This window comes from Pseudomonas batumici (genome assembly GCF_000820515.1).
GTDB lineage: Bacteria > Pseudomonadota > Gammaproteobacteria > Pseudomonadales > Pseudomonadaceae > Aquipseudomonas > Aquipseudomonas batumici.
The window spans coordinates 106,909-133,472 of the sequence record NZ_JXDG01000037.1; the positions used below are offsets into that span (position 1 = coordinate 106,909).

At 64.4% G+C, this 26,564-nt stretch carries 27 protein-coding genes; 24 read left to right on the plus strand and 3 right to left on the minus strand.

Annotated features, from left to right (window positions below; genetic code table 11):
• Window positions 1–3: 3 nt before the first annotated feature.
• The 12 genes from UCMB321_RS14390 (at window position 4) to UCMB321_RS14445 (ending at window position 13,327) form a co-directional block, all read left to right on the plus strand.
• Window positions 4–1,500 carry an efflux transporter outer membrane subunit gene (locus tag UCMB321_RS14390; RefSeq protein ID WP_245220797.1) on the plus strand — a complete coding sequence of 499 codons (1,497 nt, stop codon included), beginning with the start codon at window positions 4–6 and terminating at the stop codon, window positions 1,498–1,500.
• Window positions 1,501–1,551: 51 nt separating this feature from the next.
• Window positions 1,552–2,757, plus strand: a complete 1,206-nt coding sequence (locus tag UCMB321_RS14395; RefSeq protein ID WP_040067852.1) for a DUF3142 domain-containing protein — start codon at window positions 1,552–1,554, stop codon at window positions 2,755–2,757.
• Window positions 2,744–4,918 carry a hypothetical protein gene (locus UCMB321_RS14400; RefSeq protein WP_040067854.1) on the plus strand — a complete coding sequence of 725 codons (2,175 nt, stop codon included), beginning with the start codon at window positions 2,744–2,746 and terminating at the stop codon, window positions 4,916–4,918. Before UCMB321_RS14395 ends, UCMB321_RS14400 begins: the two co-directional genes overlap by 14 nt.
• Window positions 4,919–5,030: 112 nt before the next feature.
• Window positions 5,031–5,261, plus strand: a complete 231-nt coding sequence (locus tag UCMB321_RS14405) for a hypothetical protein (protein WP_040067856.1) — start codon at window positions 5,031–5,033, stop codon at window positions 5,259–5,261.
• A 129-nt stretch (window positions 5,262–5,390) separates the two neighbouring features.
• Complete coding sequence (locus UCMB321_RS14410) at window positions 5,391–6,431, plus strand: purine-nucleoside phosphorylase (protein WP_425338567.1); 1,041 nt, start codon at window positions 5,391–5,393, stop codon at window positions 6,429–6,431.
• Window positions 6,432–6,498: 67 nt separating this feature from the next.
• Window positions 6,499–7,221: an alpha/beta hydrolase gene (locus UCMB321_RS14415; RefSeq protein ID WP_040067859.1), complete on the plus strand. Its 723-nt coding sequence runs from the start codon at window positions 6,499–6,501 to the stop codon at window positions 7,219–7,221.
• A 309-nt stretch (window positions 7,222–7,530) separates the two neighbouring features.
• Window positions 7,531–8,199 (plus strand): GntR family transcriptional regulator, encoded by a 669-nt coding sequence (locus UCMB321_RS14420; protein ID WP_040067861.1) that lies wholly within the window; start codon window positions 7,531–7,533, stop codon window positions 8,197–8,199.
• Between the two features lie 73 nt (window positions 8,200–8,272).
• Window positions 8,273–9,079: an ABC transporter substrate-binding protein gene (locus tag UCMB321_RS14425; protein ID WP_040067864.1), complete on the plus strand. Its 807-nt coding sequence runs from the start codon at window positions 8,273–8,275 to the stop codon at window positions 9,077–9,079.
• Window positions 9,080–9,091: 12 nt separating this feature from the next.
• Window positions 9,092–9,865, plus strand: coding sequence for an amino acid ABC transporter permease (locus tag UCMB321_RS14430; RefSeq protein WP_040067865.1), 774 nt, complete (start codon window positions 9,092–9,094; stop codon window positions 9,863–9,865).
• Window positions 9,866–9,867: 2 nt separating this feature from the next.
• Window positions 9,868–10,647: an amino acid ABC transporter ATP-binding protein gene (locus UCMB321_RS14435; RefSeq protein ID WP_040067867.1), complete on the plus strand. Its 780-nt coding sequence runs from the start codon at window positions 9,868–9,870 to the stop codon at window positions 10,645–10,647.
• A gap of 100 nt (window positions 10,648–10,747) precedes the next feature.
• A complete protein-coding gene (locus UCMB321_RS14440) occupies window positions 10,748–12,358 on the plus strand; it encodes a gamma-glutamyltransferase family protein (protein WP_040067869.1) in 1,611 nt (536 codons plus the stop codon).
• Between the two features lie 81 nt (window positions 12,359–12,439).
• Window positions 12,440–13,327 (plus strand): LysR family transcriptional regulator, encoded by an 888-nt coding sequence (locus UCMB321_RS14445; RefSeq protein ID WP_040067872.1) that lies wholly within the window; start codon window positions 12,440–12,442, stop codon window positions 13,325–13,327.
• A 27-nt stretch (window positions 13,328–13,354) separates the two neighbouring features.
• Here UCMB321_RS14445 and UCMB321_RS14450 read toward each other — a convergent pair whose 3' ends face one another.
• Window positions 13,355–14,011 carry a peroxiredoxin-like family protein gene (locus tag UCMB321_RS14450; protein WP_040067875.1) on the minus strand — a complete coding sequence of 219 codons (657 nt, stop codon included), beginning with the start codon at window positions 14,009–14,011 and terminating at the stop codon, window positions 13,355–13,357.
• A 180-nt stretch (window positions 14,012–14,191) separates the two neighbouring features.
• Here UCMB321_RS14450 and UCMB321_RS14455 point away from each other — a divergent pair, with 180 nt between their 5' ends.
• Window positions 14,192–15,490, plus strand: coding sequence for a chloride channel protein (locus tag UCMB321_RS14455; RefSeq protein ID WP_052451214.1), 1,299 nt, complete (start codon window positions 14,192–14,194; stop codon window positions 15,488–15,490).
• A gap of 31 nt (window positions 15,491–15,521) precedes the next feature.
• Here UCMB321_RS14455 and UCMB321_RS14460 read toward each other — a convergent pair whose 3' ends face one another.
• Complete coding sequence (locus UCMB321_RS14460; protein ID WP_040067877.1) at window positions 15,522–15,953, minus strand: hypothetical protein; 432 nt, start codon at window positions 15,951–15,953, stop codon at window positions 15,522–15,524.
• Between the two features lie 82 nt (window positions 15,954–16,035).
• On the minus strand, window positions 16,036–16,908 hold the full coding sequence (locus UCMB321_RS14465) for a LysR family transcriptional regulator (RefSeq protein ID WP_040067879.1): 873 nt from the start codon (window positions 16,906–16,908) through the stop codon (window positions 16,036–16,038).
• A gap of 102 nt (window positions 16,909–17,010) precedes the next feature.
• Here UCMB321_RS14465 and UCMB321_RS14470 point away from each other — a divergent pair, with 102 nt between their 5' ends.
• From UCMB321_RS14470 to UCMB321_RS14520, 11 genes are all read left to right on the plus strand, one after another.
• Window positions 17,011–18,132, plus strand: coding sequence for a muconate cycloisomerase family protein (locus UCMB321_RS14470; protein WP_040067881.1), 1,122 nt, complete (start codon window positions 17,011–17,013; stop codon window positions 18,130–18,132).
• 28 nt (window positions 18,133–18,160) lie between these two features.
• Complete coding sequence (catC, locus tag UCMB321_RS14475; protein ID WP_040067884.1) at window positions 18,161–18,451, plus strand: muconolactone Delta-isomerase; 291 nt, start codon at window positions 18,161–18,163, stop codon at window positions 18,449–18,451.
• A 53-nt stretch (window positions 18,452–18,504) separates the two neighbouring features.
• The gene (gene catA / locus UCMB321_RS14480; RefSeq protein WP_040067885.1) at window positions 18,505–19,410 is read left to right on the plus strand and encodes a catechol 1,2-dioxygenase; all 906 of its coding nucleotides are present in this window, start codon (window positions 18,505–18,507) and stop codon (window positions 19,408–19,410) included.
• A gap of 98 nt (window positions 19,411–19,508) precedes the next feature.
• A complete protein-coding gene (locus UCMB321_RS14485; RefSeq protein ID WP_040067888.1) occupies window positions 19,509–20,477 on the plus strand; it encodes an AraC family transcriptional regulator in 969 nt (322 codons plus the stop codon).
• 85 nt (window positions 20,478–20,562) lie between these two features.
• Window positions 20,563–21,939: a Rieske 2Fe-2S domain-containing protein gene (locus UCMB321_RS14490; protein ID WP_040067890.1), complete on the plus strand. Its 1,377-nt coding sequence runs from the start codon at window positions 20,563–20,565 to the stop codon at window positions 21,937–21,939.
• Window positions 21,936–22,424: a benzoate 1,2-dioxygenase small subunit gene (benB, locus tag UCMB321_RS14495; protein ID WP_040067892.1), complete on the plus strand. Its 489-nt coding sequence runs from the start codon at window positions 21,936–21,938 to the stop codon at window positions 22,422–22,424. Before UCMB321_RS14490 ends, benB begins: the two co-directional genes overlap by 4 nt.
• Window positions 22,425–22,435: 11 nt before the next feature.
• Window positions 22,436–23,458: a benzoate 1,2-dioxygenase electron transfer component BenC gene (benC, locus tag UCMB321_RS14500; protein ID WP_040067894.1), complete on the plus strand. Its 1,023-nt coding sequence runs from the start codon at window positions 22,436–22,438 to the stop codon at window positions 23,456–23,458.
• Window positions 23,459–23,468: 10 nt separating this feature from the next.
• On the plus strand, window positions 23,469–24,230 hold the full coding sequence (locus tag UCMB321_RS14505; protein WP_040067897.1) for a 1,6-dihydroxycyclohexa-2,4-diene-1-carboxylate dehydrogenase: 762 nt from the start codon (window positions 23,469–23,471) through the stop codon (window positions 24,228–24,230).
• Between the two features lie 108 nt (window positions 24,231–24,338).
• Entirely contained in the window at window positions 24,339–24,761 is a 423-nt protein-coding gene (locus UCMB321_RS14510) for a DUF2946 family protein (protein WP_167337442.1), read from the plus strand.
• An 85-nt stretch (window positions 24,762–24,846) separates the two neighbouring features.
• Window positions 24,847–25,872 (plus strand): TonB-dependent receptor, encoded by a 1,026-nt coding sequence (locus tag UCMB321_RS14515; protein ID WP_040067902.1) that lies wholly within the window; start codon window positions 24,847–24,849, stop codon window positions 25,870–25,872.
• 101 nt (window positions 25,873–25,973) lie between these two features.
• Entirely contained in the window at window positions 25,974–26,402 is a 429-nt protein-coding gene (locus tag UCMB321_RS14520; RefSeq protein WP_245220798.1) for a TlpA disulfide reductase family protein, read from the plus strand.
• Window positions 26,403–26,564 lie beyond the last annotated feature (162 nt).

Below are 26,564 nucleotides of genomic sequence, written 5' to 3' on the forward strand. Positions count from 1 at the left end.
ATCATGATGAAAGGTCAACGCGGGCCGTGGCTGGTCCTGCTGTTCAGCCTGGGCATGAGTGGCTGCATGGTCGGGCCGGATTACCGGAGGCCGACCATCGAACTGCCGCAGGGCTTCAAGGAAGGCGCGCAATGGCAGCGCGCGGTCGCCAATCCCCAGGGCGCGCTGGACAGCCGGTGGTGGCTGGACTACCACGACCCGGTCCTCAACGAGTTGATGACCCGTGCGGCCCAGGCCAACCAGTCGATTGTCGCCGCCGAGGCGGCTTACCGGCTGGCGCAGGCGCAAGTCGCCGCCAGTCGGGCGGGGCTCTGGCCGACGGTGTCCGCCGGGTTGTCCGGCTCCCGTGGGGTGGTTGGCAGCAGTTCCACTGGCAGTGCCACCAGCAGCTCTACCAGCAGCTCCACCAGCAGTGCGTCGGGCACCTCCAGTAAATCGGTCGAACAAACGGTCAGCGCCACCCTCAGCGCCAGTTGGGAACCAGACCTGTGGGGCCTGGTCCGGCGTGGCATCGAATCGAGCCAGGCCACGGCCCACGCCTCCGATGCGCTGTTGGCCGGGGTACGCCTGTCTATCGGCGGCAGTGTCGCCAGCAACTACTTCGGCATTCGCCAATTGGATATCGATATCCGCTTGCTCGAGCAGCAACAGCGCATCAATCAGCAACTGCTGGACATGACCCAGACCGAATACACCCAGGGCACCGCTTCCAACGACCAACTGCTGGTGGCCCAGGACCAACTGACCAGCGTGGTCGCCGCCCTGCAGACCTCGCAGCGCTCGCGCGAACAATTCGAGCATGCCCTGGCGGTGCTGGTGGGCGTGGCACCGGCGCAATTCAGCCTGGCGCCCGTCGACAGCTTTGCCTTCAACGTCCCGGCCACCCCCTTGAGCCTGCCATCGGGACTGTTGCAACGGCGCCCGGACGTGGTGGCCGCCGAGCGTGCAGTGGCGGCGGCCAATGCGAAAATCGGTGTCGCCGAAGCGGCGTTCTATCCCAATCTCGACCTGACGGCCCAGGTCGGTTACCGCAGCAGTGCCCTGGGCGGCCTGTTCTCGGTGCCGAACCGGATCTGGAGCGTCGGCCCGGCGCTGGCCGAAACCCTGTTCGACGCTGGCGCCCGCAAGGCTGCGGTCAGCGAGGCCGAAGCCAACTACGACCAGCAAGTCGCCAACTATCGCGGTACGGTGCTCGGCGCCTTGCAAAACGTGGAAGACAACCTCTCGGCGCTCAATCACCTGCAGGCCCAGGTCCAGGCCTTCCAGCAGATCCATCAGCGCAACCAGCAACTGTTCGGCAGCCAGCAGGCCCAGCAGAAAGCCGGGACGGTCAGCCTGCAGGCGGTGTTGACCCAGCAGCTGGTCCTGTTGCAGACCGAGCAGAACCTGCGCGATAGCCAGGGGCAGCTGACCCAGGGCAGCGTGGCCCTGGTCCAGAGCCTGGGCGGCGGATGGCACGCAACCGGGGACAGCACGGCGCAGCCAGCGCCTGCCAAGTGAGGTAATATCGCTCCCGCGCAAGACGTTCACCCGTGCCCGACAAAGGATTGTATGCCCGCCACTGTCTTCTCCTGCCGATGGTTTGCGCTCTGTGCGCTGCTCCTGCTTGGCGGCTGCCAACCCGATCAGCCGGCGCCACCCCTCGACCAGCAACTCTATATCTGGCAACGCCAATGGCGACCGGCCCACGAGCAGGCCCTGTCCGCGAGCCGGGCGGATTTCTCGACCTTGCGGGTCCTGGCGCTTCAGGCCCAGCCCAAGGCCGGGTGGAGCCGGGCGCGGGTTGATCTGGCGCAGCTCAAGGCCGACGGGCGACCGGTGATTGCAGTGATTCGTCTCGATGGCCAGCTTCCGGCCCTGGACCTGGACAGGGCGCGTGCGCAGATCTCACAGCTGCTCGCCGACTGGCGGGCGGGCGGTGTGATGCCGACGGGGGTGGAAATTGACCATGACAGCGGCAGCGCACGCCTGTCGGGCTATACCGATTTCCTGATCAAGCTGCGCGGCCTGTTGCCGCCTTCGTTGAAACTGAGCATCACCGCTTTGCCCGCCTGGCTCGACAGCCCGCAGTTGCCGGCCTTGTTGCAGGCGGTCGACAGCAGCGTGTTGCAGGTCCATGCCGTGAGCAACCCCAGGCTGGGGCTGTTCAATCCCGGGCAGCCCAGGGACTGGGCCGAGCGTTGGGGCCGGGTCAGCGACAAGGCGTTTTATCTGGCGCTGCCGGCCTATGGCATCGCCGTGTTGCCGGACGATGGCGGTGCGCCGGTGGTCGAGAGCGAAGTCGCGCTGAACCGTGGCGGCGAGCGCCGCGAGCTGTTGGCCGATCCGCAGCAACTGGCGACGCTGGCCCGGCAACTGCGGGCCAAGCCGCCCGCGCACCTGGCCGGGCTGATCTGGTTCCGTCTGCCGCTGCCTGGTGATCGCCGGGCCTGGAGCCTGAGCACCTTGAGCGCGGTGGCCCGTGGCGAAGCGCTCGCGAGTCAATGGCAGGTTCAACTGTCGGCCCGCGATGGCCTCTACGACATACGCCTGGATAACCTCGGCAACCTCGACCGGCCGCTACCGGCACGGGTGGAGCTCAACGCCGAGCAATGTGATGGCGTCGACGGGCTCAGTGGCTATACCTTGCGGCAAACCCCGAAGCAGCTCATTTTTACCCGCCAGTCCAGTGCGCGCATCGCCGCTGGTGGCCAACGTGCGCTCGGCTGGGCGCGCTGTACCCGGATCGATCAAGGAGCTTGGAATGTCTACCCGTAACTGGCCTCGGCACTTGCTGTGCCTGTCCCTCAGCCTGCCGCTCGGATCGGCGCTGGCCTGCGGTCCGGACTTTCCGCTGCGCCTGCTGGAGGACCGCGCCCAGTCCCTGGCCGACTTGCCGGAAACCAACTTCCAGTTCGAGGTCAATCGCCTTGGCGAAGCCGTTGCCGGCCTGAAACCGGCGACCGAGGCCACCTTGACGCCGTATTGGGACAGCGACGACAACACCAAGCCCTATCGCGAGCAACGCGACAAGGTGGAGGCCAGCGAGCTGCCGGAAAACCTGCGGGCCGAGGTGGCGCGCCTGCGCAACCTGGCAGACCCGCAACAGGTCGAGACCGAGGGCGCGAGCCTGCCGGCCGAGCTGCGGCTGTACATCGCCGGTGCCGTGGCCTTCCAGTCCGGTGACGCGCAACGGGCCGTGGACTATTTCCGCCAGGTCCTGGCCTTGCCGGCCGACCAGCGCAAGCTGCGCAGCACCTGGGCCGCGTATTCCCTGGGACGGGCCCTGGTCGCCCTCAGTGCCCAGGCCGAAGCAGGTGTCGATACCCCGGCCGATAGCGCCGCTCCGGTCGTCACCAGCCCTGAGCTGCAAGCCCAGGCCCGGCTCGCGTTCCAGCAGACGCGGGCGTTGAGCGCGGGGGATTTCAGCGATCCGCTGGAGCTGGGGATCGCCAGCCTCGGCGAGGAAGCCCGGTTGGCCAGGTTCGATAATGACTGGAACCGCGCCATCGCGCTGTACGCCAGCCAGAGCCGGCTGGGTTCCAACAGCGGCTATACCTCGCTCAAGCAGGTCGCCGGGGAGCTGGCGAGGTTGCCGGATGACGAGCTGGGCGCCTTGCTCAAGGAGAAAAACGTCCAGGCGCTGTTGACCGCCTATGTGTTGAGCCGGGTCGGCGGGTTCTTCGATGAGCAGCCGGAGGCAGACCAGCGCCTGTCCAGGATGGTGTTGGCCAGCGTCGCCGGCAGCCTGGACAACGCCGATCGCCTGGCCGCGCTGAGCTACCAGAAGGGTGACTACGCGGGGGCCAAGGCCTTTGTCGGACATGCCGGCGACGGCGGCCTGGCGTGGTGGGTGCGGGCCAAACTGGCGTTGCGCGACGGCGACAAGGTCCAGGCCGCTGCTGCCTATGCCAAGGCGGCCAAGGCGTTTCCCAAGGACGAAGTCTGGGGTCCGCGGCGGGCGCCGGACTGGAGCTTCGAGAGCATCCAGCCCGGCTGCCGGGTCCAGGGTGAAAGCGCGATCCTGGCGCTGGACCGTGGCGACTACCTGCAAGCCTTCGACCAGCTCTACCGCAGCCAGGACATCTACTGGCTGGATGCCGCGACAGTGGCCGAGCGGGTGCTGACGCTCGACGAGCTGAAAACCTATGTCGATGCCCACGTACCCGCGCCGCCGGCGGCAAAACCCGAGGACAAGGACAACTATGTGCGGCGTCCGGTGGCCGCACAGCTGCGCGAACTGCTCGGCCGTCGATTGCTGCGCGAGGGGCGCTACGATGAAGCGCCGAAGTACTTCGACAGCCCCGAATTGCAGGCCACGGCACGGGACTATGGCCGCGACCGCCAGCAGGCCGTGTCGCGCTGGACCGCCACCGGGCGCGCCGAGTCGCTGTTTGCCGCCGCCACCCTGGCGCGCAAGTCGGGCATGGAAATCCTCGGCTACGAGATGGCGCCGGATTACCGCGCCCTGGACGGTTACTACAGCCTGGGTGCAGCGGAGCTGAAGCCGGGACCGTTTCTCGAAACCGCCGAAGTCCAGCGGCAACAGGCCAGCGTGGCCAAGCCCGACCGGCGTTATCACTATCGTTGGGTGGCGGCGGACCTGGCCAACCAGGCGGCTGACCAGTTGCCCCACAGCAGCCAGGCTTTCGCCGCCGTGCTGTGCAAGGCGGCGAACTGGGTCGCCGGCAGCGATGAAGAAATCCAGTATTACCAGCGTTATGTCGAGCAAGGTCCGTACGTGAGCTGGGCGGCGAATTTCGGCCGGCAATGCCAGGCGCCGGACTTCGACCAGGCCAACAGGCGTTACCTGACCCAGCCGCTCAACAGCGTGCGTTCGGCATTGCGGCCTTACAAGGTGGCGTTGGTCGTGGGAGGGCTGGCGCTATTCGGCGGGTTGGCGGCACTGTGGGTTCGTCGCCGCAAGGCGAAGCTTTGAGGCAAGTTGGGCCAGGGCGTGCTATTGCTTAGGGATACATCGCCTTGATCCTTTCATGAGGTGGGGGGCGCTGGAGCTTCATGTCCTGCCCACAGAACCAAGAGGTGACGATATGCCAGTCAAGCACGATTTGCTCGCGGACCTGAAGTTGAACAAAGAGGAGCTGGCGCAGCACAGGAGCAAGGATCCCAGGCTCCATCAACTGCTTGATCAGTACGATAACGTCGACAAGGAAGTGCTGGCGGCGGAGTCGGCCCTGGCGGCGGATGGTCCATTGAGAACACTGAAGGAGCGGCGGCTGAAAGTGAAGAAACAGATCGTCGAGCGTCTCAGGGGGCTTTGACTAAACAGCTTCCTCCCTTGTAGATTCCGGCTTGCCGGCGATGAGGCCCTTGAGCCTTGCGGCGTTCTTCCTACGCCATCGCCAGCAAGCCGGCTCCCACACGTCCGAGTTCCACCTCAAGCGACCACCATGCCCGAAACCCTGCGACTTCTTGCCCGTCATTCCCTCATCGCCGGCCTGCTGCTCGGCAGCCTCGCCGGACAGGCCGCCTGGGCGGCGCCGATCAAGCCCAAGGTCATGCTCATCACCATGTTCGCGCCCGAAGCCCAGGCCTGGATCGAGCGCCTGGCCCTCAAGCGCGAAATCCCGCTGCCGGGCCTCAGCGCCGAATACCCGAACATTCGCTGCAATGACCAGGACACCTGCCTGCTGGTGACCGGCATGGGCCAGACCAATGCCACGGCCTCGACCCTGGCCCTGGCGTTGTCGCCGCAGTTCGACCTGCGCCAGTCGTATTTCCTGATTGCCGGGATTGCCGGGATCAACCCGCATCAAGGCACTATCGGCACGGCGGCCTGGGCTCATTACCTGGTGGAATTCGGCACCCAATGGGAGCTGGATTCGCGGGATGCGCCGAAAGACTGGCCCACCGGCTACATCGGCATCAACACTCGCGGGCCGAACGAAAAGCCACCGCTGGACTACAAGACCGAAGTGTTCGAGCTCAATCCCCGGTTGCAGGCCAAGGCCTTTGCCTTGTCCCGTCAGGTGACCTTGAGCGAGAGCAAGGAGTCCGCCGCCTGGCGCGTCAAATACCCTTATGCGCCGGCCAACCAGCCGCCGGTGGTGACCCGCTGCGACACCCTGGCGGGCAATACCTGGTTTTCCGGGACGCGCCTGAGTGAACGGGCCGAAGCCTGGACCCGCCTGCTGACGGACAACAAGGGCGTCTACTGCACCACCCAGCAGGAAGACAACTCCACCTATGAAGCCTTGCTCCGGGCGAGCAAGGCCGGGCGAGTGGACATCAACCGCCTGGCGGTGGTGCGGGCCGGCTCGGATTTCGACCGGCCTTATCCGGGCTACAGTGAAGTCGACAACCTGCTCAAGTACGCCGACCAGGGCGGTTTTGTCCCGGCCCTGGAAAACCTGTACCGGGCGGGTAACCCGTTGGTGCAGGCGATTCTCGGCGACTGGAAGGCGTGGGAGCAGGGCGTTCCCGAGCACTGAGTGGTTCGGTGGGGCGCACCGCCGGTGATAAGCTGGGCGCCCCATCGATCGCCCGGAGAATCCCGACATGCTCAAACCCCTGGCCCTGGCCTTGCTGCTGGCCTGCACGGCGTCGGCAGCAGAGGCCGAACTGCTCGCCGATATGCCGCTGACCTACCAGGAGCAGGCCAGTGCCGATACCCGCGACCAGCCGTTGGTGATCTTCCTGCATGGCTACGGCAGCAACGAGGACGATCTGTTCGGGATCAAGGACGACCTGCCGGCCAACTACACCGTGCTTTCGGTGCGTGGACGCCTGGAGCTGGACCTGGGCGCCTACCAGTGGTTCCACAAGAAGAGCGGGGCGGCGCAGTACGACGGCGACAGCGACGACCTGCGCCAGAGCGCCGAAGCCATCACCGACTTTGTCACCCGGGTCACCGAGAAATACCACACCCAGCCCGACAAGGTGTTCCTGGTGGGATTCAGCCAGGGGGCGATGATGACCTATGAAGTCGCGCTACGGCATCCCGAGGTCCTGCGCGGGATCGCTGCCCTGAGTGGCCGTGTGCTGCCGGAGCTGCGTTCGGAACTCAAGGACGGGTCGAAGTACGCCAAGCTGCAGGTCTTTATCGGCCATGGCACGGCTGACCCGCAGGTGCCTTATGCCGGTGCGACCGAGGCATTGGGCGTGTTGAAGGGGGTGTCCATCGCGCCGCAGTTTCATTCCTATCCCGGCGTCGGCCACACCATCAGCGCGACGGAAGTCGCCGACCTGAAAAACTGGATTAGTGCCTCGTTGCAGCGCTGACAGCCTGCTGCGAATCCTGTAGGTACCGTCTTGACCCTTGCAGTGTCTGCGCGGACGCTATCGCCAGCAAGCCGGCTCCTACAGGGGGCCACGTTCCGGCTCCCTGTTGGTGATGTGTTACCCAGATTGGAGCTTCACTGCGCGCTTTTGTAGCACTCCGCCGTTACATCATCCCCTCCTGAACACATCTGTTTCCGGCAAAAAGCCTATTTCCATCAATCCCTTGGATGCCTTTCCAAGGGACTGGCACGACTTATGCTTTTTTGTATCCATGGATAATTGGATACAAAAAGACAAAGGTGCTTCCCCATGCAATTCGTCCCCGCTTACGCTGAACGTCAGCCCCAGACGGCCGAGGAAGAGGCTTATACCTTTGTGCTGGAAGCGATCTGTTGCGGTCGCTACCGCAAAGGCGACCGGTTGATTGCCGAGGACATCGCCAGCGAGATCGGCATGAGTCGCATGCCGGTGCGTGAAGCCTTTCGCCGCCTGGACGCGCAAGGCCTGGTGACCCTGAGACCCAATCGCGGGGCCATTGTCAGCGGCCTGGAGTTCGACGAGCTGCAGGAAGTCTTCGATATGCGCAGCGCCCTCGAAGGCCTGGCGATCCGCGTGGCCGTGCCGAGGATCGACGAGCGCCAGCTCGCGGCCCTGGAGCGCATGCTCGACGCGATGGATGACTACCGCGAGGAAAGCGCCGAGTGGGTCAGCCGGCACCGGGCCTTCCATGAATACCTGTGCAGCCTCAGTGGCCGGCCGCGGCTGGTGAAGCAGATATCGGCCCTGTATTCGCTGATCGAGGCGCCCATGCGCCTGTGGCTGCAACACAGCGAAAAGCCCTTGAGCGCACGGGAGGAGCACGCGGTGATCCTTGACGCGATTCGTTCGGGTGATGCCGAGCGGGCCGAAGCCGTGGTGCGCCAACACATCGAGGGCACGGTGCCCGCGCTGATCAGCTTTCTGCAAGCGGAAAAATAGAATCGGACTCGAGTCCGGCCGTGTTTTGACTTTGAGTACTGCCCCCGTTACTGACGAACTGGAGTGTCTGGTCATGCATAAACGCCGTGTGTTGCTTGCCGCTGTATCCCTGGGGCTTCTGGTTCAGGGGGCGATTGCGGCGCCCCAGGTGCCGGAACGCTTGCAGAAGGTCGAGAAACTGACCTATTGCTCGGGCATGGATTCACCCCCGCTGGTGTCGTTCGACGAGGCCCAGAAACCGAAGGGCCTGACCGTTGACCTGGGCCTGGAAATCGCCAAGCGCCTGGACAACAAGGCGGTGCAATGGCGGGTGATTCCCTTTTCCGGGCTGTTGCCGGCGCTACTGGCCCAACAATGCGACATGATCGTCGACCAACTGTTCGACAAACCCGAACGCCGGCAAGTGATCGACATCGTCAACTACATGTATTCCAGCCAGTCGGTGGTGGTGCCCAAGGGCAATCCCAAGCACATCAGCACCCTGGAGAGTCTTTCCGGGCACAAGGTCGCGGTGCTCAACGGTTCGACGATCAAGACCTTGCTCGACGCCGAGAACGAAACCCTGACCAAGGCCGGCAAGACGCCGATGAAACTGGTGGTCTACAACACCGATACCGATGCCTTTCAAGCCCTGCGCATCAGCCAGGTGGACGCCTACGGGACCACCGTGGAAACCGCCGGTTACTACGCCGCCATGGCGCCCGATCTGTTCGAGGAAGGCGTGCCGGCCTTCAGCCGGATTCTCACGGGCCTGGGGATGCGCAAGGACGATCCGCAACTGACCCGGGCCGTGCAGCAGATCGTCAGTGACATGCGCAGCGACGGCAGCTATGCCCGACTGCTGGGCAAGTGGCATGTGGCCAGCGACACACTCGACTGAGGCGGGCACTTGATGAATTTCAATTGGGACGTGTTCTGGCAGTACCTGTTGCAGCCCAGCGGGGTGTACCTCACCGGGCTCTGGCTGACCTGTCTGATCAGTGTGCTGGCGATGTCGCTGGGCTGTGTGCTGGGGCTGGCGGCGGCGTTGCTGCGGCTGTCGAACAACCCCTTGCTCAACCTGCCGGTACGGTTTTACGTGTGGTTGATGCGCGGCACGCCGCTGCTGGTGCAGATCGTCTTTCTCTACACTGCGCTGGCCGCCGGCGGGATCTTTCGCTTCGAGGACCTGGAGTTGTTCGGCCTGGTGGTGCCGGGCAACATCCAGGCGGCGATCATCGCCCTGGGCCTGAACGAAGGCGCCTACATGGCCGAGATCATCCGTGCCGGGATCGGTGCCGTGGACAAAGGGCAGTACGAGGCGGGGCGCTCGTTGGGCATGACCTTCGGCAAGCTGATGCGGCGCATCGTCCTGCCCCAGGCCTTCCGGGTGATCGTGCCGCCGCTGGGCAACGAGTTCAACGTGATGCTCAAGAACACCACGCTGGTCAGCGTGATCGGCGTGCAGGAGCTGTTGCTGAGCACGCAGATGGTGACCTCGGCGACGTTCCGGGTCTTCGAACTGTACCTGGTGGTGGCGATCTATTTCCTGCTCTTGACCACGCTCTGGGGCTTCTTCCAGCGCTGGCTGGAGGCGCGTTTCGGCCAGTCCGACCGACCTGCGCCGCCAACCGCCGGCAGTCGTCTGTTCGGTCGTGGCACCCTGAAAATGCTGAGGGGACGTTAAGCATGGCGCACAAGAGTGAAGAACTGATCATCGAGGCCCTGGACATTCACAAGTCCTTCGGCTCCTTGCAGATTCTCAAGGGGATTTCCCTGCAGGTGCGGCGGGGTGAAGTGGTGGTGCTGATCGGCGCCTCGGGGTCGGGCAAGACCACCTTCATCCGCTGCATCAACCTGCTGGAAGATATCCAGGGCGGGCGCATTCGTGTCAACGGCCGGGCCATGGGTTACCACGAGCGCGCCGACGGCAGCCTGGTGCGTGACTCCGAGCGCAACATCGCCCGCCAGCGCCGGGACATCGGCATGGTCTTCCAGCGCTTCAATCTGTTCCCGCACATGACCGCCCTGGAAAACATCATCGAAGCGCCCATCCAGGTGCTCGGCGTGCCACGGGCCGAGGCGTTGGAGCAGGCCCGGGCCTTGCTAGCCCGGGTAGGCCTGGCGGACAAGGCCGCGCATTACCCGTCTATGCTCTCCGGCGGCCAGCAACAGCGGGTGGCGATTGCCCGGGCCCTGGCGATGAAACCCCAGGCCATGCTGTTCGACGAGCCCACCAGCGCCCTGGACCCGGAAACCGTCGGTGAGGTGTTGCAGGTGATGAAGCAGTTGGCCGAGGAGGGCATGACCATGGTGGTGGTCACCCACGAGATGGGCTTTGCCCGGGAAGTCGCTGACCGTGTGGTGGTCCTCGACCAGGGCGAACTGATCGAGCAGGGGCCACCGGAACAGATTTTCAGTCGGCCTGTGCACCCGCGTACCCAGGCCTTTCTCAGCCGCGTGTTGTGAGCGGGCCGCCGGTCGGTTGCCCTGATCCGATGCCCGATGGCCCGGGAATGGACCCGACGCCCATCCGGCCAACGATTTCTTGTTTGGAAGAACCTTTGCCATGTTGAAATTTTCTGCCCACGAATACCCTTATCCGTCACAACGCCAGAGCGTCTTTGCCCGCCGTGGCATGGTGTCGGCTTCGCAACCCCTGGCCGCCGAGGCTGGCATCGAGATCATGCGCAAGGGTGGTAACGCCATCGATGCCGCCATCGCCACGGCGGCGGCGCTGACGGTGGTCGAGCCCACCGGCTGCGGCATCGGTGGCGACGCCTTCGCGCTGGTCTGGTGCAAAGGGCAACTGCACGGCCTCAATGGCAACGGCCAGGCCCCGGCGGCCCTGAACATCGACGCGGTCAAGGCGGCGGGGCACGCGCGGATGCCGCTCCTTGGCTGGACGCCGGTGACCGTGCCGGGCTGCCCGTCGGCCTGGGCCGAGCTGTCGAAACGCTTTGGCAGGTTGCCCTTTGCCGAGCTGTTGCAACCGGCCATCAGCCTGGCGCGGGAGGGCTTCCCCGTGTCTCCGGTGGTGGCCCTTCAATGGCAGCGTGCACTCGAAGAATTCAGCCCTCACCGCGACGCCGTGCTCGACCCCTGGTTCGAGACGTTCCTGATCGATGGCCGGGCACCGCGGGCCGGTGAGCTGTTCCGCAACCCGGCCCAGGCCCGGACCCTGGAAGAGCTGGCCGCCACTGCCTGCGAAAGCTTCTATCGCGGCGAACTGGCCGCTCGCCTGGAGGCCCATTCCCGTGCCACTGGCGGCTACCTGCGGGGCAGCGACCTGCAAGGTTATCGGGCGCAGTGGGTCGAACCGATCCACATCAACTACCGGGGCTATGACGTCTGGGAGATCCCGCCGAGCGGCCAGGGCCTGGTGGTGCTGATGGCACTGAAGATCCTCGAGGGTTTCAGTTTCGACCACCGCGACAGCCAGCAGACCTGGCACCGCCAGCTGGAAGCCATGAAGCTGGCCTACAGCGACGGCCTGCACCATATCACCGACCCGTTGCACATGCGGGTGGCGGTCGCCGACCTGCTCAGCGACGACTACAGCCGCCGCCGGCGCGGGCAGATCGGCGAGCAGGCGCAGCAGCCCGCGCCCGGCGATCCCCATGCCAGCGGCACGGTCTACCTGGCGAGCGCCGATGCCGAAGGCAACATGGTGTCGTTTATCCAGAGCAACTACCACGGCTTCGGTTCCGGCGTGGTGCTGCCCGACAGTGGTATCGCCCTGCAGAACCGCGGGGAGGAGTTCAGCCTCGATCCGAACCACGCCAACTGCCTGGTGCCCGGCAAGAAGACCTTCCACACCATCATTCCCGGCTTTCTCAGCCAGGGCGGCGAACCTCTTGGACCGTTCGGCGTGATGGGCGGCTACATGCAGCCCCAGGGCCATGTGCAGATGGTGATGAACCTGGTGGACTTCGGCCTCAATCCCCAGGCCGCCCTGGATGCGCCGCGCTGGCAGTGGCTGGGGGAGATGAAGGTCGGCATCGAGCAGGGCGCCTCGCGGGACTTGGCGGCGGCACTGGCGCGGCGCGGCCATCAGGTGCACGTCGCCTGCGACCTGACCACCTATGGCCGTGGCCAGATCATCCTGCGCGACCCGTCGAGCGGTGTGCTGTGTGGTGGCACCGAACCCCGTGCCGATTCCCATATCGCCGTGTGGTAACCAGTGGTTAAATCCCCAAGGGGCGGCAGACGCGGGAGGTAGGTCGGCTGCAGAGACTCGATCCTTGTGCGGAGGAACCGGATGGACAGGCTGGCGGCGATGGAAACCTTTGTCTGCGTGGTCGAGACGGGCTCGTTCTCGGCGGCCGCCAGACGGCTCGACGTTGGCCAGCCTGCCGTGTCCAAGACCGTCGCCCAACTGGAGGCGCGCCTGGGTACGCGACTGCTGTTGCGCTCGACCCGCGGGCTGACGCCGACCGAAGCCGGGGCGGCGTTCTTCGAGCGCGCCAAACGCGCCATCGAAGAAGCCGATGAAGCGGAACTGGCCGCCCGGGGCGCCGGTGCCGGCCTCAGGGGCACCCTGCGTGTCTGTGCCGCCGTGACCTTTGCGCGGCTGCATATCCTGCCGCACCTGGCGGGTTTTCTGGCCTTGCACCCGGATCTGGATATCGATGTCGTGCTCGATGATCGCAACGTCCACCTGATCGAGGAAGGCATCGACGTGGCCTTGCGCATGGGCGAGTTGAGCGACTCCGGGCTGACAGCGCGCAAGATCGGCGAGTGCCGGCGCCTGGTGCTGGGGACGCCCGCGTATTTCGAACGCCAGGGCGAGCCGACGTCGCCGGCGCAGTTGGTGGACCATCAGGCGGTGATTTATTCGCAGAGCGGCGGTGGCAGCCATTGGGTGTTCAGGCGCAGCGGTAGCGAGCAGGCGGTCAACGTGTCGGGGCGGGTGCGGGTGTCCGCCGCGGAAGGGGTGCGAACCGCCGTGCTCGCGCACCTGGGGCTGACCCTGTCTTCAGAATGGATGTTCGCCCCGGAACTGGCCAGTGGCGAGGTCCGCCAGGTCCTGCAGGACTGGCAACTGCCGGGCCTGGACTTGTGGGCGGTGTTTCCCAGTGGCCGTCTGGCCAGCGCCAAGGCCCGGGCGTTTGTCGCCTACGTCGAGCAATTGCTGGCGAATGGTTGAGGTCGCCACCGAAGTGGCGGCCTTGCCTTAACCGCGCAACGCGGGCAGCAATTCCGAAGGATCCGGGCGCTGGGTGTAGTCCGGATTGACCTCCGCGTAGAGGAGGGTGCCGTCCTGGGCAATCACGAAACGTCCCGGCATGGGCAGGGTCCAGCTGGGGTCGTCGTTGAATGTCGGCAGGTCGTTGCCGAAACCTTTGTACAGCTCGATCAGGTAGTCCGGCAGTTCGAAGCGCAGACCGAACGCCGCGGCGACCTCATTGTGGGTATCGCTGAGGATCGGAAAGGTCAGCTGGTTCTGGCGAACCGACTTGCGGCTGTTGGCCCTGACCTGCGGGGAGATCGCCACCAGGTTCGCGCCCAGTTCCCGGAAGGACGGCAGCGCTTGCTCAAGGGCCTGCAGCTCCATGTTGCAGTAAGGGCACCATACGCCCCGGTAGAAGCTGACCACCAGCGGCCCCCGGGACAAGAGTTCGGCGGATGAAACCGGCTGGCCGTCCGGATCGTTCAGGGTGAAGACCGGGGCCTGGTCGCCGACTTTCAGCGCGCGGTCGGCCAAGCCGCTGGCGATCAGTTCGTCGGTGGCACGTTTCATCACCGCGTGGACGTGCGGCGGTGCGTTGTAAGGTGGTTTGCCGCTGACGAAGTCGGCTTTGAAGGCATCGAGTTTTGCTTGAAGTGTCATGATCGTTTCCTGATGAGTCCTGGAGAGGGGCTGTTCAATCGCCAGGTCATGGTCACAGGCCGGCCATGGGCTCGGTAGAGAGACCGCCGGCATAGCTCCTATTCTTGCCGGGAATGCCGGATAATCACCTCCGGCGTGCGGCCATCCGGTCGTGGTACACCTGACCTCGCGGAGTCTTGAATGGTCTTGCCGGAATCGTCGCTGCACACTGAAATCAAGGTTCGCTCCAGAGCCCGCTCATTGTTCGCGCTTTCCTTCGTGGTGATCCTCACCGGCATCGGCGCCGGACTGGGCGGCATGCTGCTGGCGATGCTGTTGCACGGCATCCAGCACCTGGCGTATGGCTACGGGCAGGACAGCCTCACCAGCCATGAAAGTTTCCTGATCGGCGTGAGCAGCGCCTCGCCTTCGCGGCGGATCCTGGCCTTGACGCTGTGCGGCCTGGTGGCCGGCCTGGGCTGGTGGGCGATCTATCGGTTCGGGCGTCCGCTGGTGGGTATCAAGAAAGCCGTATCCCCCGACGGGCCGGCGATGCCCGTCAAGACCACGCTGTGTCATGCGCTCCTGCAGATCATCACCGTGGCCCTGGGCTCGCCGCTGGGCCGTGAAGTCGCACCGCGCGAGGTCGGCGCCCTGGTGGCGGCCTGGTTATCACGCAAGGCGCAGCTGGCTCCCGATACCCATCGATTACTGATTGCCTGCGGGGCGGGGGCCGGATTGGCAGCGGTCTATAACGTGCCGTTGGGCGGCGCGATGTTTGTCCTGGAAGGGCTGGTGGGCGTTTTCAGCTGGCCGGCGGCGATCATGGCGCTGGCGACTTCGGCCATTGGCGCCGCCGTGGCGTGGGTCGGACTGGGGGCGCAGGTGCAGTACGTGGTGCCGAGCCTGGCACTGACGCCGGGGCTGCTCGCCTGGGCGCTGATTGCCGGGCCGTTCTTCGGCCTGGCCGCCCATGGCTTCGTGCAACTGACGGGGCGTGCCCGGATAAATGCCGCTCGCGGCTGGCGGTTGCCGGTATTGTCCTTGATCAATTTCACTTTGGTCGGCTGCGTGGCGGTCTATCTGCCCCAGGTGCTGGGCAACGGCAAGGGGCCGGCGCAGTTGGGTTTTGACAATGAATTGAGCCTGGGGCTGGCGGCCGCCTTGTTGTTGGCCAAGGTGCTGGTGACCAGCAGCAGCTTGCGTGCGGGAGCCGAAGGCGGGCTGCTGACGCCCGCCCTGGCGATCGGCGCGCTGATGGCGATTCTCCTGGGCGGTTTATGGAGCCTGGCCTGGCCCGGTATAGAGCTGGGGGCCTTTGCCATCGTTGGTGCGGCGGCGTTCCTGGCGGCGTCCATGAGCATGCCGATCACCGCCATTGTGTTGGTGGCGGAGTTCACCCGGATCGATCACGATTTCCTGGTGCCGATCATCCTCGCGGTGGTGGGCTCGGTCTGCATGAGTCGTTTGTGCGAAGTGGTTGGTGGCGTAAAGCGCTGAGAGCCCCGTCCCAAGCGTCGACCGGCTGCTCCTACAGGTCCTGGTTGTCCGGGAGACTGGCCACTGGTCGCAAGCCGCTGGCCAGGATCTTGCTGGCTCTCTTGGCCTTGGCAAGACCGTCGCGGTCGCCGTTCAACAGGCCTTGCAGCGCCCCGGCACACAGCCTGGACTGGAAGTCGTCACGCCCGGCGAACTGCTTGTGCAGCAACTCGACCCCTTGCAGGGCCATGGCCAGGATGGCCTCGACGCCGCCCGGGCCCTGGATGGAGCTGGTCATCACATGCCACAGGGCCTTCTTGTACTGGCTCTGGGTATGGATGGCGGTGATATCGACGCCGCTACCGGCAAAGACTTTCTCCAGCAGTTCACGCACGGCGTCGTCCTGGGGAAAGGGCTCGCCGCAGTCATCCTCGAAGACCAGGCCCTTGGTCGTGAGCGTGACCCCCGTGCTGTGCTCCGTCATGCTGGCTCCTTGTAGATCACGGCAGATTCAGCAGTTTGCAGGCAAGTGCAGGATCAGACAAATGAAAGCGCAGGGAAAAGTGCTACTCGTCATGACCGTTCAATAATTGCAGGCAGCGCTGCAGCACCCCTGATACGTCGCCCGCCCGGTAACTGACCACGATCGGCGAGGTGATGCTGCTGTCCTGCAACGACGTATAGCCGATGTCATCCCGGTGCAGGCGCTGGACCGACGCCGGCACCAGGGCGATGCCGACCCCGGCCGCCACCAGGCCGATGGCGGTCTGCAGTTCGTTGGCCATCTGCGCCACGTGGATACTCAGGCCATGCCCGGCGAACACCCCCAGTACGTGGTCGGCATAACTGGGACGCGGGCTGGCGGGGTAGAGGATGAACGGCTGGGTGGCCAATTCTTCCAGGCTGACCGCTCGTCCGAGCAGCGGGTGCCCGGCCGGCAAGGCCGCGACCAGGGGGTCTTGCCTGAGGACTTTCTGCACGATGGCCGGGTCATCGAACAGCATCCGGCCGAAACCGATGTCGATACGCCCGCTTTTCAGCGCGTCCAGTTGCTGCAGGGTGATCAGCTCCGACAGGCCCAGTTCGATATCGCCAAGGCTGCGCAGGCGGCGGATCAGGTCGGGCAGGGCGCCGTAGAGGGTCGATGGCGCAAAGCCGATGCCCAGCCAGCGCTTGTGGCCGGCGGCCACGCGCCGGGTGTCTGAGCAGACCCGCTCAAGCTGTTCGAGCAGTTGGCTGGAGTGCTCCTGGAAAAACCGCCCGGCTTCGGTCAAGCGCAGCGGCCGCGAACGCTCCAGCAGCGGGACCCCCAGCTCATCCTCCAATTGCTGGATCTGCCGGCTGAGGGGCGGCTGGGCGATGTTCAACTGCTCGGCCGCGCGGGTGAAATTCAAGGTCTGTGCGAGCACCTTGAAATAGCGTAAATGACGAAGCTCCACGATACCTCCTGGGTATGAAGCGAGACTTAATCAATATTGGACCGTCGCCTGCTTGAGCGTCAATCTTGGCCTGAAGACAAACAACACGCAGACGGATACGCCATGAGCGCTGTAACGATCGAACACTTCGATACCCAGATTGTCGACTTGCCCACCATTCGCCCGCACAAACTGGCGATGCACACCATGCATGGCCAGACGCTGGTCATCCTGCGCATCCGTTGCAGCGACGGCACCGTCGGCATCGGCGAGGCCACCACCATTGGCGGCCTGGCGTACGCCGGGGAAAGCCCGGAAAGCATCAAGGTCAACCTCGATACCTGGTTCGCGCCGCTGCTGATCGGCCAGGATGCCAGCAATGTCAATGCCGCCATGCAGCGGGTCGACCGCGCCATTCGTGGCAACACCTTCGCACGCTCGGCGGTGGAGACCGCCTTGCTCGATGCCCAGGGCAAACGCCTGGGGCTGCCGCTGGCCGAACTGCTCGGCGGCCGGCTGCGCGACGGGGTGGAAGTGGCCTGGACCCTGGCCAGCGGCGACACCGCCAAGGACATCGATGAAGCCGAACGCATGCTCGACCTGCGCCGTCATCGTCATTTCAAACTCAAGATCGGTGCCGGCGAACCGGCCCGGGACATCGCCCATGTCGCGGCGATCAAACGCGCCCTGGGCGACCGTGCCAGCGTGCGCGTGGACGTCAACCAGGCCTGGAGCGAGGCTGTCGCGGTGAACGCCTGCCGCCAACTGGCCGATGCCGGGGTCGAACTGATCGAGCAGCCGCTGTCCCGTTATGACCGGGCCGGCATGGTCCGCCTGAGTGCCCACAGCCCGATCCCGCTGATGGCCGATGAGGCCATCGAGTCGGTGCAGGACAGCTTTGCCCTGGCGCAAATGGGGGCCGCCAGCATTTTCGCCTTGAAGATCGCCAAGACCGGCGGCCCGCGGGCCGTGCTGCGTACCGCCGCGATAGCCGAGGCCGCGGGCATCGGCCTGTACGGCGGGACCATGCTCGAAGGCAGTATCGGCACCCTGGCGGCCGCGCACGCCTTCGCCACCCTGGACAAGCTGGAATGGCACACCGAACTGTTCGGCCCGCTGCTGCTGACCGAAGACATTCTGCTCGAGCCGCCGCTCTATCGAGATTTCCAACTGCTGATCCCGCGCGCTCCCGGACTGGGCCTGGCGCTCGACGAAGAACGCCTGGCGCGCTTTGCCCGCCCTTGACTCCCTGAACCGAGAGGACCTTCACACCATGCTTTTTCACGTACGCATGACCGTCAAACTGCCCACTGACATGCCGGCCGAGCAGGCCGCGCGGCTCAAGGCCGACGAACGCGAACTGGCCCAGCGCCTGCAACGGGAAGGCACCTGGCGTCACCTTTGGCGCATCGCCGGGTTGTATGCCAATGTCAGCGTATTCGATGTGCCGGATGCCCAGGCACTGCACGATACGCTGATGCAACTGCCGCTTTATCCCTACATGGAGATTGAAGTCATGGCGCTGTGCAGGCACCCCTCTTCGGTCCACGCCGACGACCGTTGAGCCTGGGTTTTCCAAGGTTTGCATCCACAAGAACAATGATGAGGAACACCAGCATGACCGTTCGCATTTCCCAAACCGCCGAAGTCCAGAACTTCTTCGAAGGCGCCGCCGGCCTTGACCAGGCTGCCGGTAACCCGCGTGTGAAGCAGATTGTCCATCGGGTGTTGACCGACAGCATCCGCCTGATCGAAGACCTGCAGATCTCCCCGGAAGAATTCTGGAAGGCCGTGAACTACCTGAATGAGCTGGGCAGCCGCCAGGAGGCCGGTTTGCTGGTGGCCGGCCTGGGCCTGGAGCACTATCTCGACCTGCTGCTGGACGCCGAAGACGCGCAGGCCGGCCAGGTCGGCGGCACCCCGCGGACCATCGAGGGGCCGCTGTATGTCGCCGGCGCGCCGCTCTGCGAGCAGGAAGCCAGGCTCGATGACGGTCGCGATCCGGGCACCGTACTGTTCATGCGTGGCCAGGTCCGCGACCTAGAAGGCAAGCCGCTGGCCCATGCGATCGTCGATGTCTGGCATGCCAACACCGGTGGCACCTATTCCTACTTCGACCCCGCGCAATCGGAGTTCAACCTGCGCCGGCGGATCCGCACAGACGCCGACGGTCGCTATCGCTTCCAGAGCATCGTGCCTTCCGGCTACGGTTGCCCGCCCGATGGCCCGACCCAGCAGTTGCTCGATCAACTGGGCCGGCATGGCCAGCGTCCGGCGCATATCCACTTCTTTATCTCCGCCCCCGGTCATCGCCACCTGACCACGCAGATCAACCTGGCTGGCGATCGCTACCTGCACGATGATTTTGCCTACGCGACCCGCGACGAGCTGATTGCCGAAATCGTCTTCAAGGAGGGCGCCAACGGACGCTATGCCGAGATCGATTTCGACTTTGCCTTGCAGTCGACCGATAGCGCCAAGGAGCAGGACAAGCGTGAGCGGGTGAGGGCACTGCAAGACTGACGCTCGCCTCGTTCCGCCGACAAAAGTCCCGCGAGCGCCTGCTCGCGGGGCTTTTGTCGTTGCCCAGCCTTGATAGAACAACAAGAGAGGCTTATCCCATGACCACCCTGTTGAGTGAGCGCAGCCGGATCTTCGAACAGGCCGACCCCTACGCCGTCTCCGAATATGTCAACCAGCATGTTGGCAACCACTGCATTCACCTGCCGCCCAAGGGGCGCTCGCAGGCGAGCATCAACCACCGGACCTTTTCCACGCTCGACCTGTGCCGCCTCAGCTATGGCGCCCGGGTGCAGGTGATGTCGCCGGCCCTGGAAAGCATCTATCACCTGCAGATCCTGCTGAGCGGGCATTGCCGCTCGATCTCCCGGGGCGAGGAGCGGATCTACGGCCCCGGCGAGATCCTGCTGATCAACCCCGACGATCCGGTCGACCTGACGTACTCGGCCGATTGCGAGAAGTTCATCGTCAAGCTGCCGGTGCGACTGCTGGAAAATGCCTGCCTGGACCAGCACTGGCTGCTGCCGCGCCAGGGTATCCGCTTCGACAGCGAGCGTCGCGACCTGGCCGGGCTGGACGGCTTCGTGCAGTTGATGACGTTGATTTGCCACGAGGCCGAGAGTGGCGCCGGGCCCGAGGTCCAGGTGCTGTACGAGCGGATTGTCGCCAGCAAGCTGCTGGGCCTGTTGGCGAGCAATGTGCGGCGGGTCAGCCCCGATGCCGAGGAAACCGGCGGCTTCGAGGCGGTACGCCAGTTTATCGAGGCACATTTGCGCGATGAGATCGGTATCGAGCAATTGCGCGAGGTGGCGCGGGTCAGCGAGCGCTCGCTGTACCTGCTGTTCGAACGGCATGTCGGCCTCTCGCCCCGCGACTATGTGCGCCAGCGCAAGCTGGAGCGGGTGAATGCGGTGCTGCAGCTGCCGGGCGCCCGCAGTGTCACCGAAGTGGCCCTGGATCATGGTTTCCTGCATCTGGGACGCTTTTCCGAAACCTATCGCAAACGCTTTGGCGAGTTGCCCTCGCAGACCTGGCGGCGTCGGCATGAGGGGGCTGCGCTGAACGGATAGCGATATGCAGGCGGTGGATATTGCGGCGGGCAGGGGAGGCATAAGGTGAGGGCGCCTGAGACAAGAACAATGGAGGGCCCCGCCCATGACCGACACACTCGACAGACTCGCCCGGCAGATCGGCGAGTCGGTTCAGGAAGACCCCGCCAGCGGAAGGTTCCGCTGCCGCCGCGACATCTTCACCGACCCCGAACTGTTTTCGCTGGAGATGAAACACATCTTCGAAGGCGGCTGGGTCTATCTGGCGCATGAAAGCCAGGTGCCCGAGATCAACGACTATTTCACCACCTTCATCGGCCGCCAGCCGGTGGTGATCACCCGTGACAAGCAGGGCATGCTGCATGGCCTGGTCAACGCCTGCGCACACCGTGGCGCCATGCTCTGCCGACACAAGCAAGGCAACAAGGGTTCGTTCACCTGCCCGTTCCACGGCTGGACCTTCAGCAACGCCGGCAAGCTGCTCAAGGTCAAGGATGGCAAGACCGGTGCCTACCCCGACAGCTTCGACTGTGACGGTTCCCATGATCTGCGACGCCTGGGTCGCTTCGAAAACTATCGCGGCTTCCTCTTCGGCAGCCTGTCGGAGCAGGTCCCGGCGTTGAGCGATTACCTGGGGGAAACCCGGATCATCATCGACCAGATGGTCGACCAGGCCCCCGAAGGCCTGGAGGTGCTGCGCGGCAGTTCGACCTATGTCTACGACGGCAACTGGAAGCTGCAGATCGAGAACGGCGCCGACGGTTACCACGTCAGTTCGGTGCACTGGAACTACTCGGCAACCATGCAGCGGCGCAACTATGAAGCCGAGGGCACGCGCACCGTGGACGCCAATGGCTGGTCGAAAAGCCTGGGTGGCGTCTACGCCTTCGAGCACGGCCATATCCTGCTCTGGACCCGCCTGCTCAACCCGGAAGTGCGCCCGGTGCATGCCCATCGCCAGGCCTTGGTCGAGCGCCTGGGCCAGGAACGTGCCGACTTTATCGTCGATCAGACCCGCAACCTGTGCCTGTACCCCAACGTTTACCTCATGGACCAGTTCTCCACGCAGATCCGTGTGGTGCGGCCGATCGCGGTCGACAAGACCGAGGTGACGATCTACTGCATGGCGCCCAAGGGCGAAAGCGATCAGGAGCGCGCGACCCGCATTCGCCAATACGAGGACTTCTTCAACGTCAGCGGCATGGGCACGCCCGATGACCTGGAGGAGTTCCGCTCCTGCCAGACCGGCTACCAGGGCTCGATCCCATTGTGGAACGACCTCAGCCGCGGCGCGAAACAATGGCTGGAGGGCGCCGACGAGAATGCCCGGGCGATGGGCATGAACCCGCAGCTCAGCGGCATCAAGACCGAGGACGAAGGTCTGTTCGTGCGCCAGCACGCGTATTGGGCCGACAGCCTGCTCAGGGCACTGGAAAGCGAGCGCGGCAGCCTGATCGTCACGGACAAGGAGGGTCAGGTATGAGCCTTTCACGTGACCGCTTGCTGGATTTCCTCTACCGCGAAGCGCGGCTGCTCGACGACCGCCAATGGGACGAATGGCTGCAATGCTACAGCCCGCAAGCGGAGTTCTGGATGCCCGCCTGGGATGACCACGACAGCCTCACCGAAGATCCGCAGCGCGAGATCTCGCTGATCTATTACCCCAATCGCGACGGCCTGGAAGACCGCGTGTTCCGGATCAAGACCGAACGCTCCAGCGCCAGCACGCCGCAACCGCGCACCGTGCACCTGATCGCCAACCTGGAAGTGCTGGGCGGCGATGAGCGCGAAGTGGAGCTGCGCTTCAACTGGCACACCCTCAGCCATCGCTACAAGACCACGGATTCGTACTTCGGCACTTCGTTCTATCGCCTTGACGTCAGTGGCGAACAACCGCTGATCACCCGCAAGAAGGTGATACTCAAGAACGACTACATCCACCAGGTCATTGATATCTATCACATTTGAGGGGCTTTCCCATGACGTATCGCATAGCCCTGAATTTCGAGGACGGGGTCACCCGTTTCATCGACTGCAAAGTGGGCGAGAAGGTGCTCGACGCCGCCTTTCGCCAACGTATCAACCTGCCCATGGACTGCTCTGACGGCGTCTGTGGCACCTGCAAGTGCCGCTGTGAAAGCGGCGCCTACGACCTCGGCGAAGACTATCTGGAGGAAGCGCTGGGTGCCGATGAAGTCGAGCAGGGGCGGGTGCTGACCTGCCAGATGGTTCCCGAAAGCGACTGTGTGCTGGCCGTGCCGGTGCCGTCCAGCGCCTGCAAGACCGGCACCTCGCGCTTCGACGCGACCCTGGCCGGCATCACCGCCCATGCCGACGCGGCCCTGGAAGTCCGTTTCGAGCTCGACCAGGCGCCGGCCTTCCTGCCGGGACAGTACGTGAACATCGGCATTCCCGGCAGTGAACAGACCCGCTCGTACTCGTTCAGCAGCCTGCCTGGCGAACGCCACGCCAGCTTCCTGATCAAGCAGGTCCCGGGCGGGCTCATGAGTGCCTGGCTGGGCCGCGCCCAACCGGGGGAGAAGCTGTCGATGACCGGGCCGCTGGGCAGTTTCTACCTGCGCCCGGTCACTCGGCCGCTGCTGTTCCTCGCCGGCGGTACCGGGCTGGCACCGTTCCTGTCGATGCTCGAAGTCCTCGCCGAGCGCAACGAGCGCCAGCCGATCAGCCTGGTCTATGGCGTGTCCCGGGACCAGGACCTGGTCATGCTCGAGGCGCTGCAAGGGTTCCGTGAGCGCTTGCCGAATTTCAGTTTCGTCACTTGTGTGTCCGACCCGCAAACGCAGCATTCGCGTCAGGGTTATGTGACCCAGCACCTGGTGCCCGGGGTACTCAACGAGGGGGACGTCGACGTTTACCTGTGCGGGCCACCGCCGATGGTCGATGCCGTACGGCAGCACTTCAATGCCCAGGGCGTGACCCCGAACAGCTTCCACTACGAGAAGTTCACCCCCAACAGCATCGTGACCGGCGATGCCGCCTGAGGAGATCGTGATGAACCCACGTTTCAAGGACAAGGTCGCGCTGGTCACCGGCGCGGCCCAGGGGATCGGTCGACGGGTGGCCGAACGGCTGCTGGAGGAGGGCGCCTGGCTGGTCGCCGTGGATCGTTCCGAACTGATCCACGAGTTGCGCGGCGAACGGACCCTCACCCTCACCGCCGACCTGGAGTGCCACGCTCCTTGCATGGAGGTCATGCGCGCCGCCCAGGAGCGTTTCGGCCGAATCGATATCCTCGTCAACAACGTCGGCGGAACCATCTGGGCCAAGCCTTTCGAGCACTATCAGGAGAGTGAGATCGAAGCCGAAGTACGCCGCTCGCTGTTCCCGACCCTGTGGTGCTGCCATGCGGTGTTGCCCTACATGCTGGAGCAGGGCAGCGGTGCCATCGTCAATGTCTCGTCGGTGGCCACGCGCGGAGTCAACCGGGTGCCCTATGGCGCTGCCAAGGGCGGCGTCAACGCACTGACCGCTTGCCTGGCCTTCGAGACCGCCGGTCGCGGGATTCGGGTCAATGCCACGGCACCGGGCGGTACGGAGGCGCCGCCGCGACGTATTCCGCGTAACCCACAGGCTCAAAGCGAGGATGAACAGGCCTGGTACCGGCAAATCGTCGAGCAGACCGTGGACAGCAGCCTGATGAAACGCTACGGCAGCATCGACGAACAGGCCGGGGCGATTCTTTTCCTCGCCTCCGACGAGGCCTCCTACATCACCGGCGTGACCTTGCCGGTGGGAGGCGGCGACCTGGGCTGAAACCTTTCAGGCAGGCGTGCTGGGCAGTCCTGCGCTATTCTGCGAAACGATACGGATTGCGGCACAATGCCGCAGCCCGTATCGATACGTTGTATGGGGGACTGTTGTTTGTCACCCTTGCCGCCCATCACCCTCAGCGACGTCATTTTCGTGTCCAGGTCCCGGGTTCCCCACTCATTGCGTCAGCTTGCCATTTGCCTGGCCATGCTTGCGGCATTGCTGCCGAGCATGATGCTGTTGCTGCCGGCTGCCCATGGGCAGCCGCTGGCGATGGGCGAACACTGCGACATGGCCGGCATGACCGGACACGTCCAGGCCCCCGGCAGCCACGATCCCACGCCGGACCAGTATCACGAATGCCATTGCCTGCTGTGCGTCGTCCATGCCGTGGATATCGGTTTACCGCCCAGCGTCGTTCAGTGGCAGCAGTCCGGCCGCGCTGACGTAGTCCTTGCGCAGACGATCTACCCACACTATGCCAGCACCGTCTGGCTGGTCTCCGAGCCGCGCGGTCCACCGGCTTTTTCCTGATTTTCCTTGCGATGACAAATCCTCCCCGGCCTGCTTGGGAGGTTTGCCCCTATGCGTTGCAACTTAATTCAGGAATGCCAAACCCATGGTCATGCCATCACTGCGCCGTACCCGCCGAAGCCTATTGCCGCTCGCGACTTTGTCTGTCACCGCTTTCTTCCCACACCTCGCGCTGGCCTGCGCCAGCTGCGGCTGCACCCTCAGTTCCGATTGGGACACGCTCGGTATCAGCAACTCCTCGGGACTGAAACTGGACCTGCGTTACGACTACCTGAACCAGAACCAGTTGCGCAGCGGTAGCCACAGCATTTCTCCCGGCGCCGCGAGCCAGATCTCCAACAACGGCAACCCCCAGGAAGTCGAGAAGTACACGCGCAACGACTACCTGACGATGGGCCTGGACTACAGCTTCAATGCGAGCTGGGGCGTGGACCTGCAAGTACCCTATATCTTCCGCAGCCATAGCACCTTGGGCACCGCATCGGATGGTGTCACTCCGGGTGATGGCGGCGGCCAGTACAGCTCGCACACCTCCAGTCTCGGCGATATCAAGGTCATCGGTCGTTACCAGGGCTTCACACCGCAGCATAACCTGGGGGTCATGTTCGGCTTGAAACTGCCCACCGGGGCTCATGACGATACCGCTGCCTCGACCGATCCGACGGCTCCAGGCCCGGTCGCGATCGATCGCGGCCTGCAACCGGGCACCGGGACCACCGACGGCATCCTGGGGGTCTATTACATGGACACGCTCAACAAGAACTGGGACTACTTCGGCCAGGCCCTGCTGCAGAGGGCGCTGGATTCAAGCGATCACTACCGCCCTGGCGATGGAATAAACCTGAATGTCGGTCTGCGCTACATGGGCAACGCCTACGTCATGCCGCAAATCCAGTTGAATGTGCGCCATGTCGAGCGCGATGAGGGCGCCAATGCCGACACCGTCAGTACCGGCGGCACGCTGGCCTACCTCAGCCCGGGGGTGACGGTGCCGGTCGGCAAGAAGACCTCGCTGTACAGCTTCGTCCAGGTGCCGGTGTACCAGAATGTCAACGGTGTGCAGCTTGCTCCGCGCTATACCGCGACCATCGGCGCGCGTTACGCGTTCTAGTGATCAATGACAGCGAGGGAAACCCGATGTACGCCAAAAGACGACTGCCATGGCTTGCGCTCTGTTGCAGCCTGGTTTGCCTGCCCACGTGGGCGGTTGATGTGGGTGAGCATGCCCCGGATCTGACAGCGAAAACGCTGACTGGCGAGACCTTTGACCTGCAGAAACAGGCCGGCCAGGTGGTGATCGTGAATTTCTGGGCCTCCTGGTGCGAGCCGTGCCGAGAGGAAATGCCGGCCATGGAAGCCTATTACCAGCAGCACAAAGGCGAGGGGCTGAAGATCATCGCGATCAGCATGGATGAGCCGGAAGACGACGCCATGGTGCACAAGGTGATGGCGCGCTATAGCTATCCGGCGGCGTTCCAGCGCGATGCCGACTTCAAGGGATTCGGTCGAGTCTGGCGCATGCCGATGACTTACGTCATCGACAGGCATGGCGTGGTGCGCAAGGACGGTAGCGTGGGAGAGCCGAAAATCGATCAGCCGTTGCTGGATCAGTTGGTGACGCCCTTGCTGACTGCGCACTGACAGCGACACCCTCACTCAAGTCTGGCCGAGATTTGTGGCTTGTGGCCTGTGGCGAGCGGGCTTGCCCGCGCTGGGGCGCGAAGCGGCCCTAAAACCTGAGAACTCGGTCTATCAGACAGATCGAGATGACCGGTTTTACGACTGCTTCGCAGCTGAGCGCGG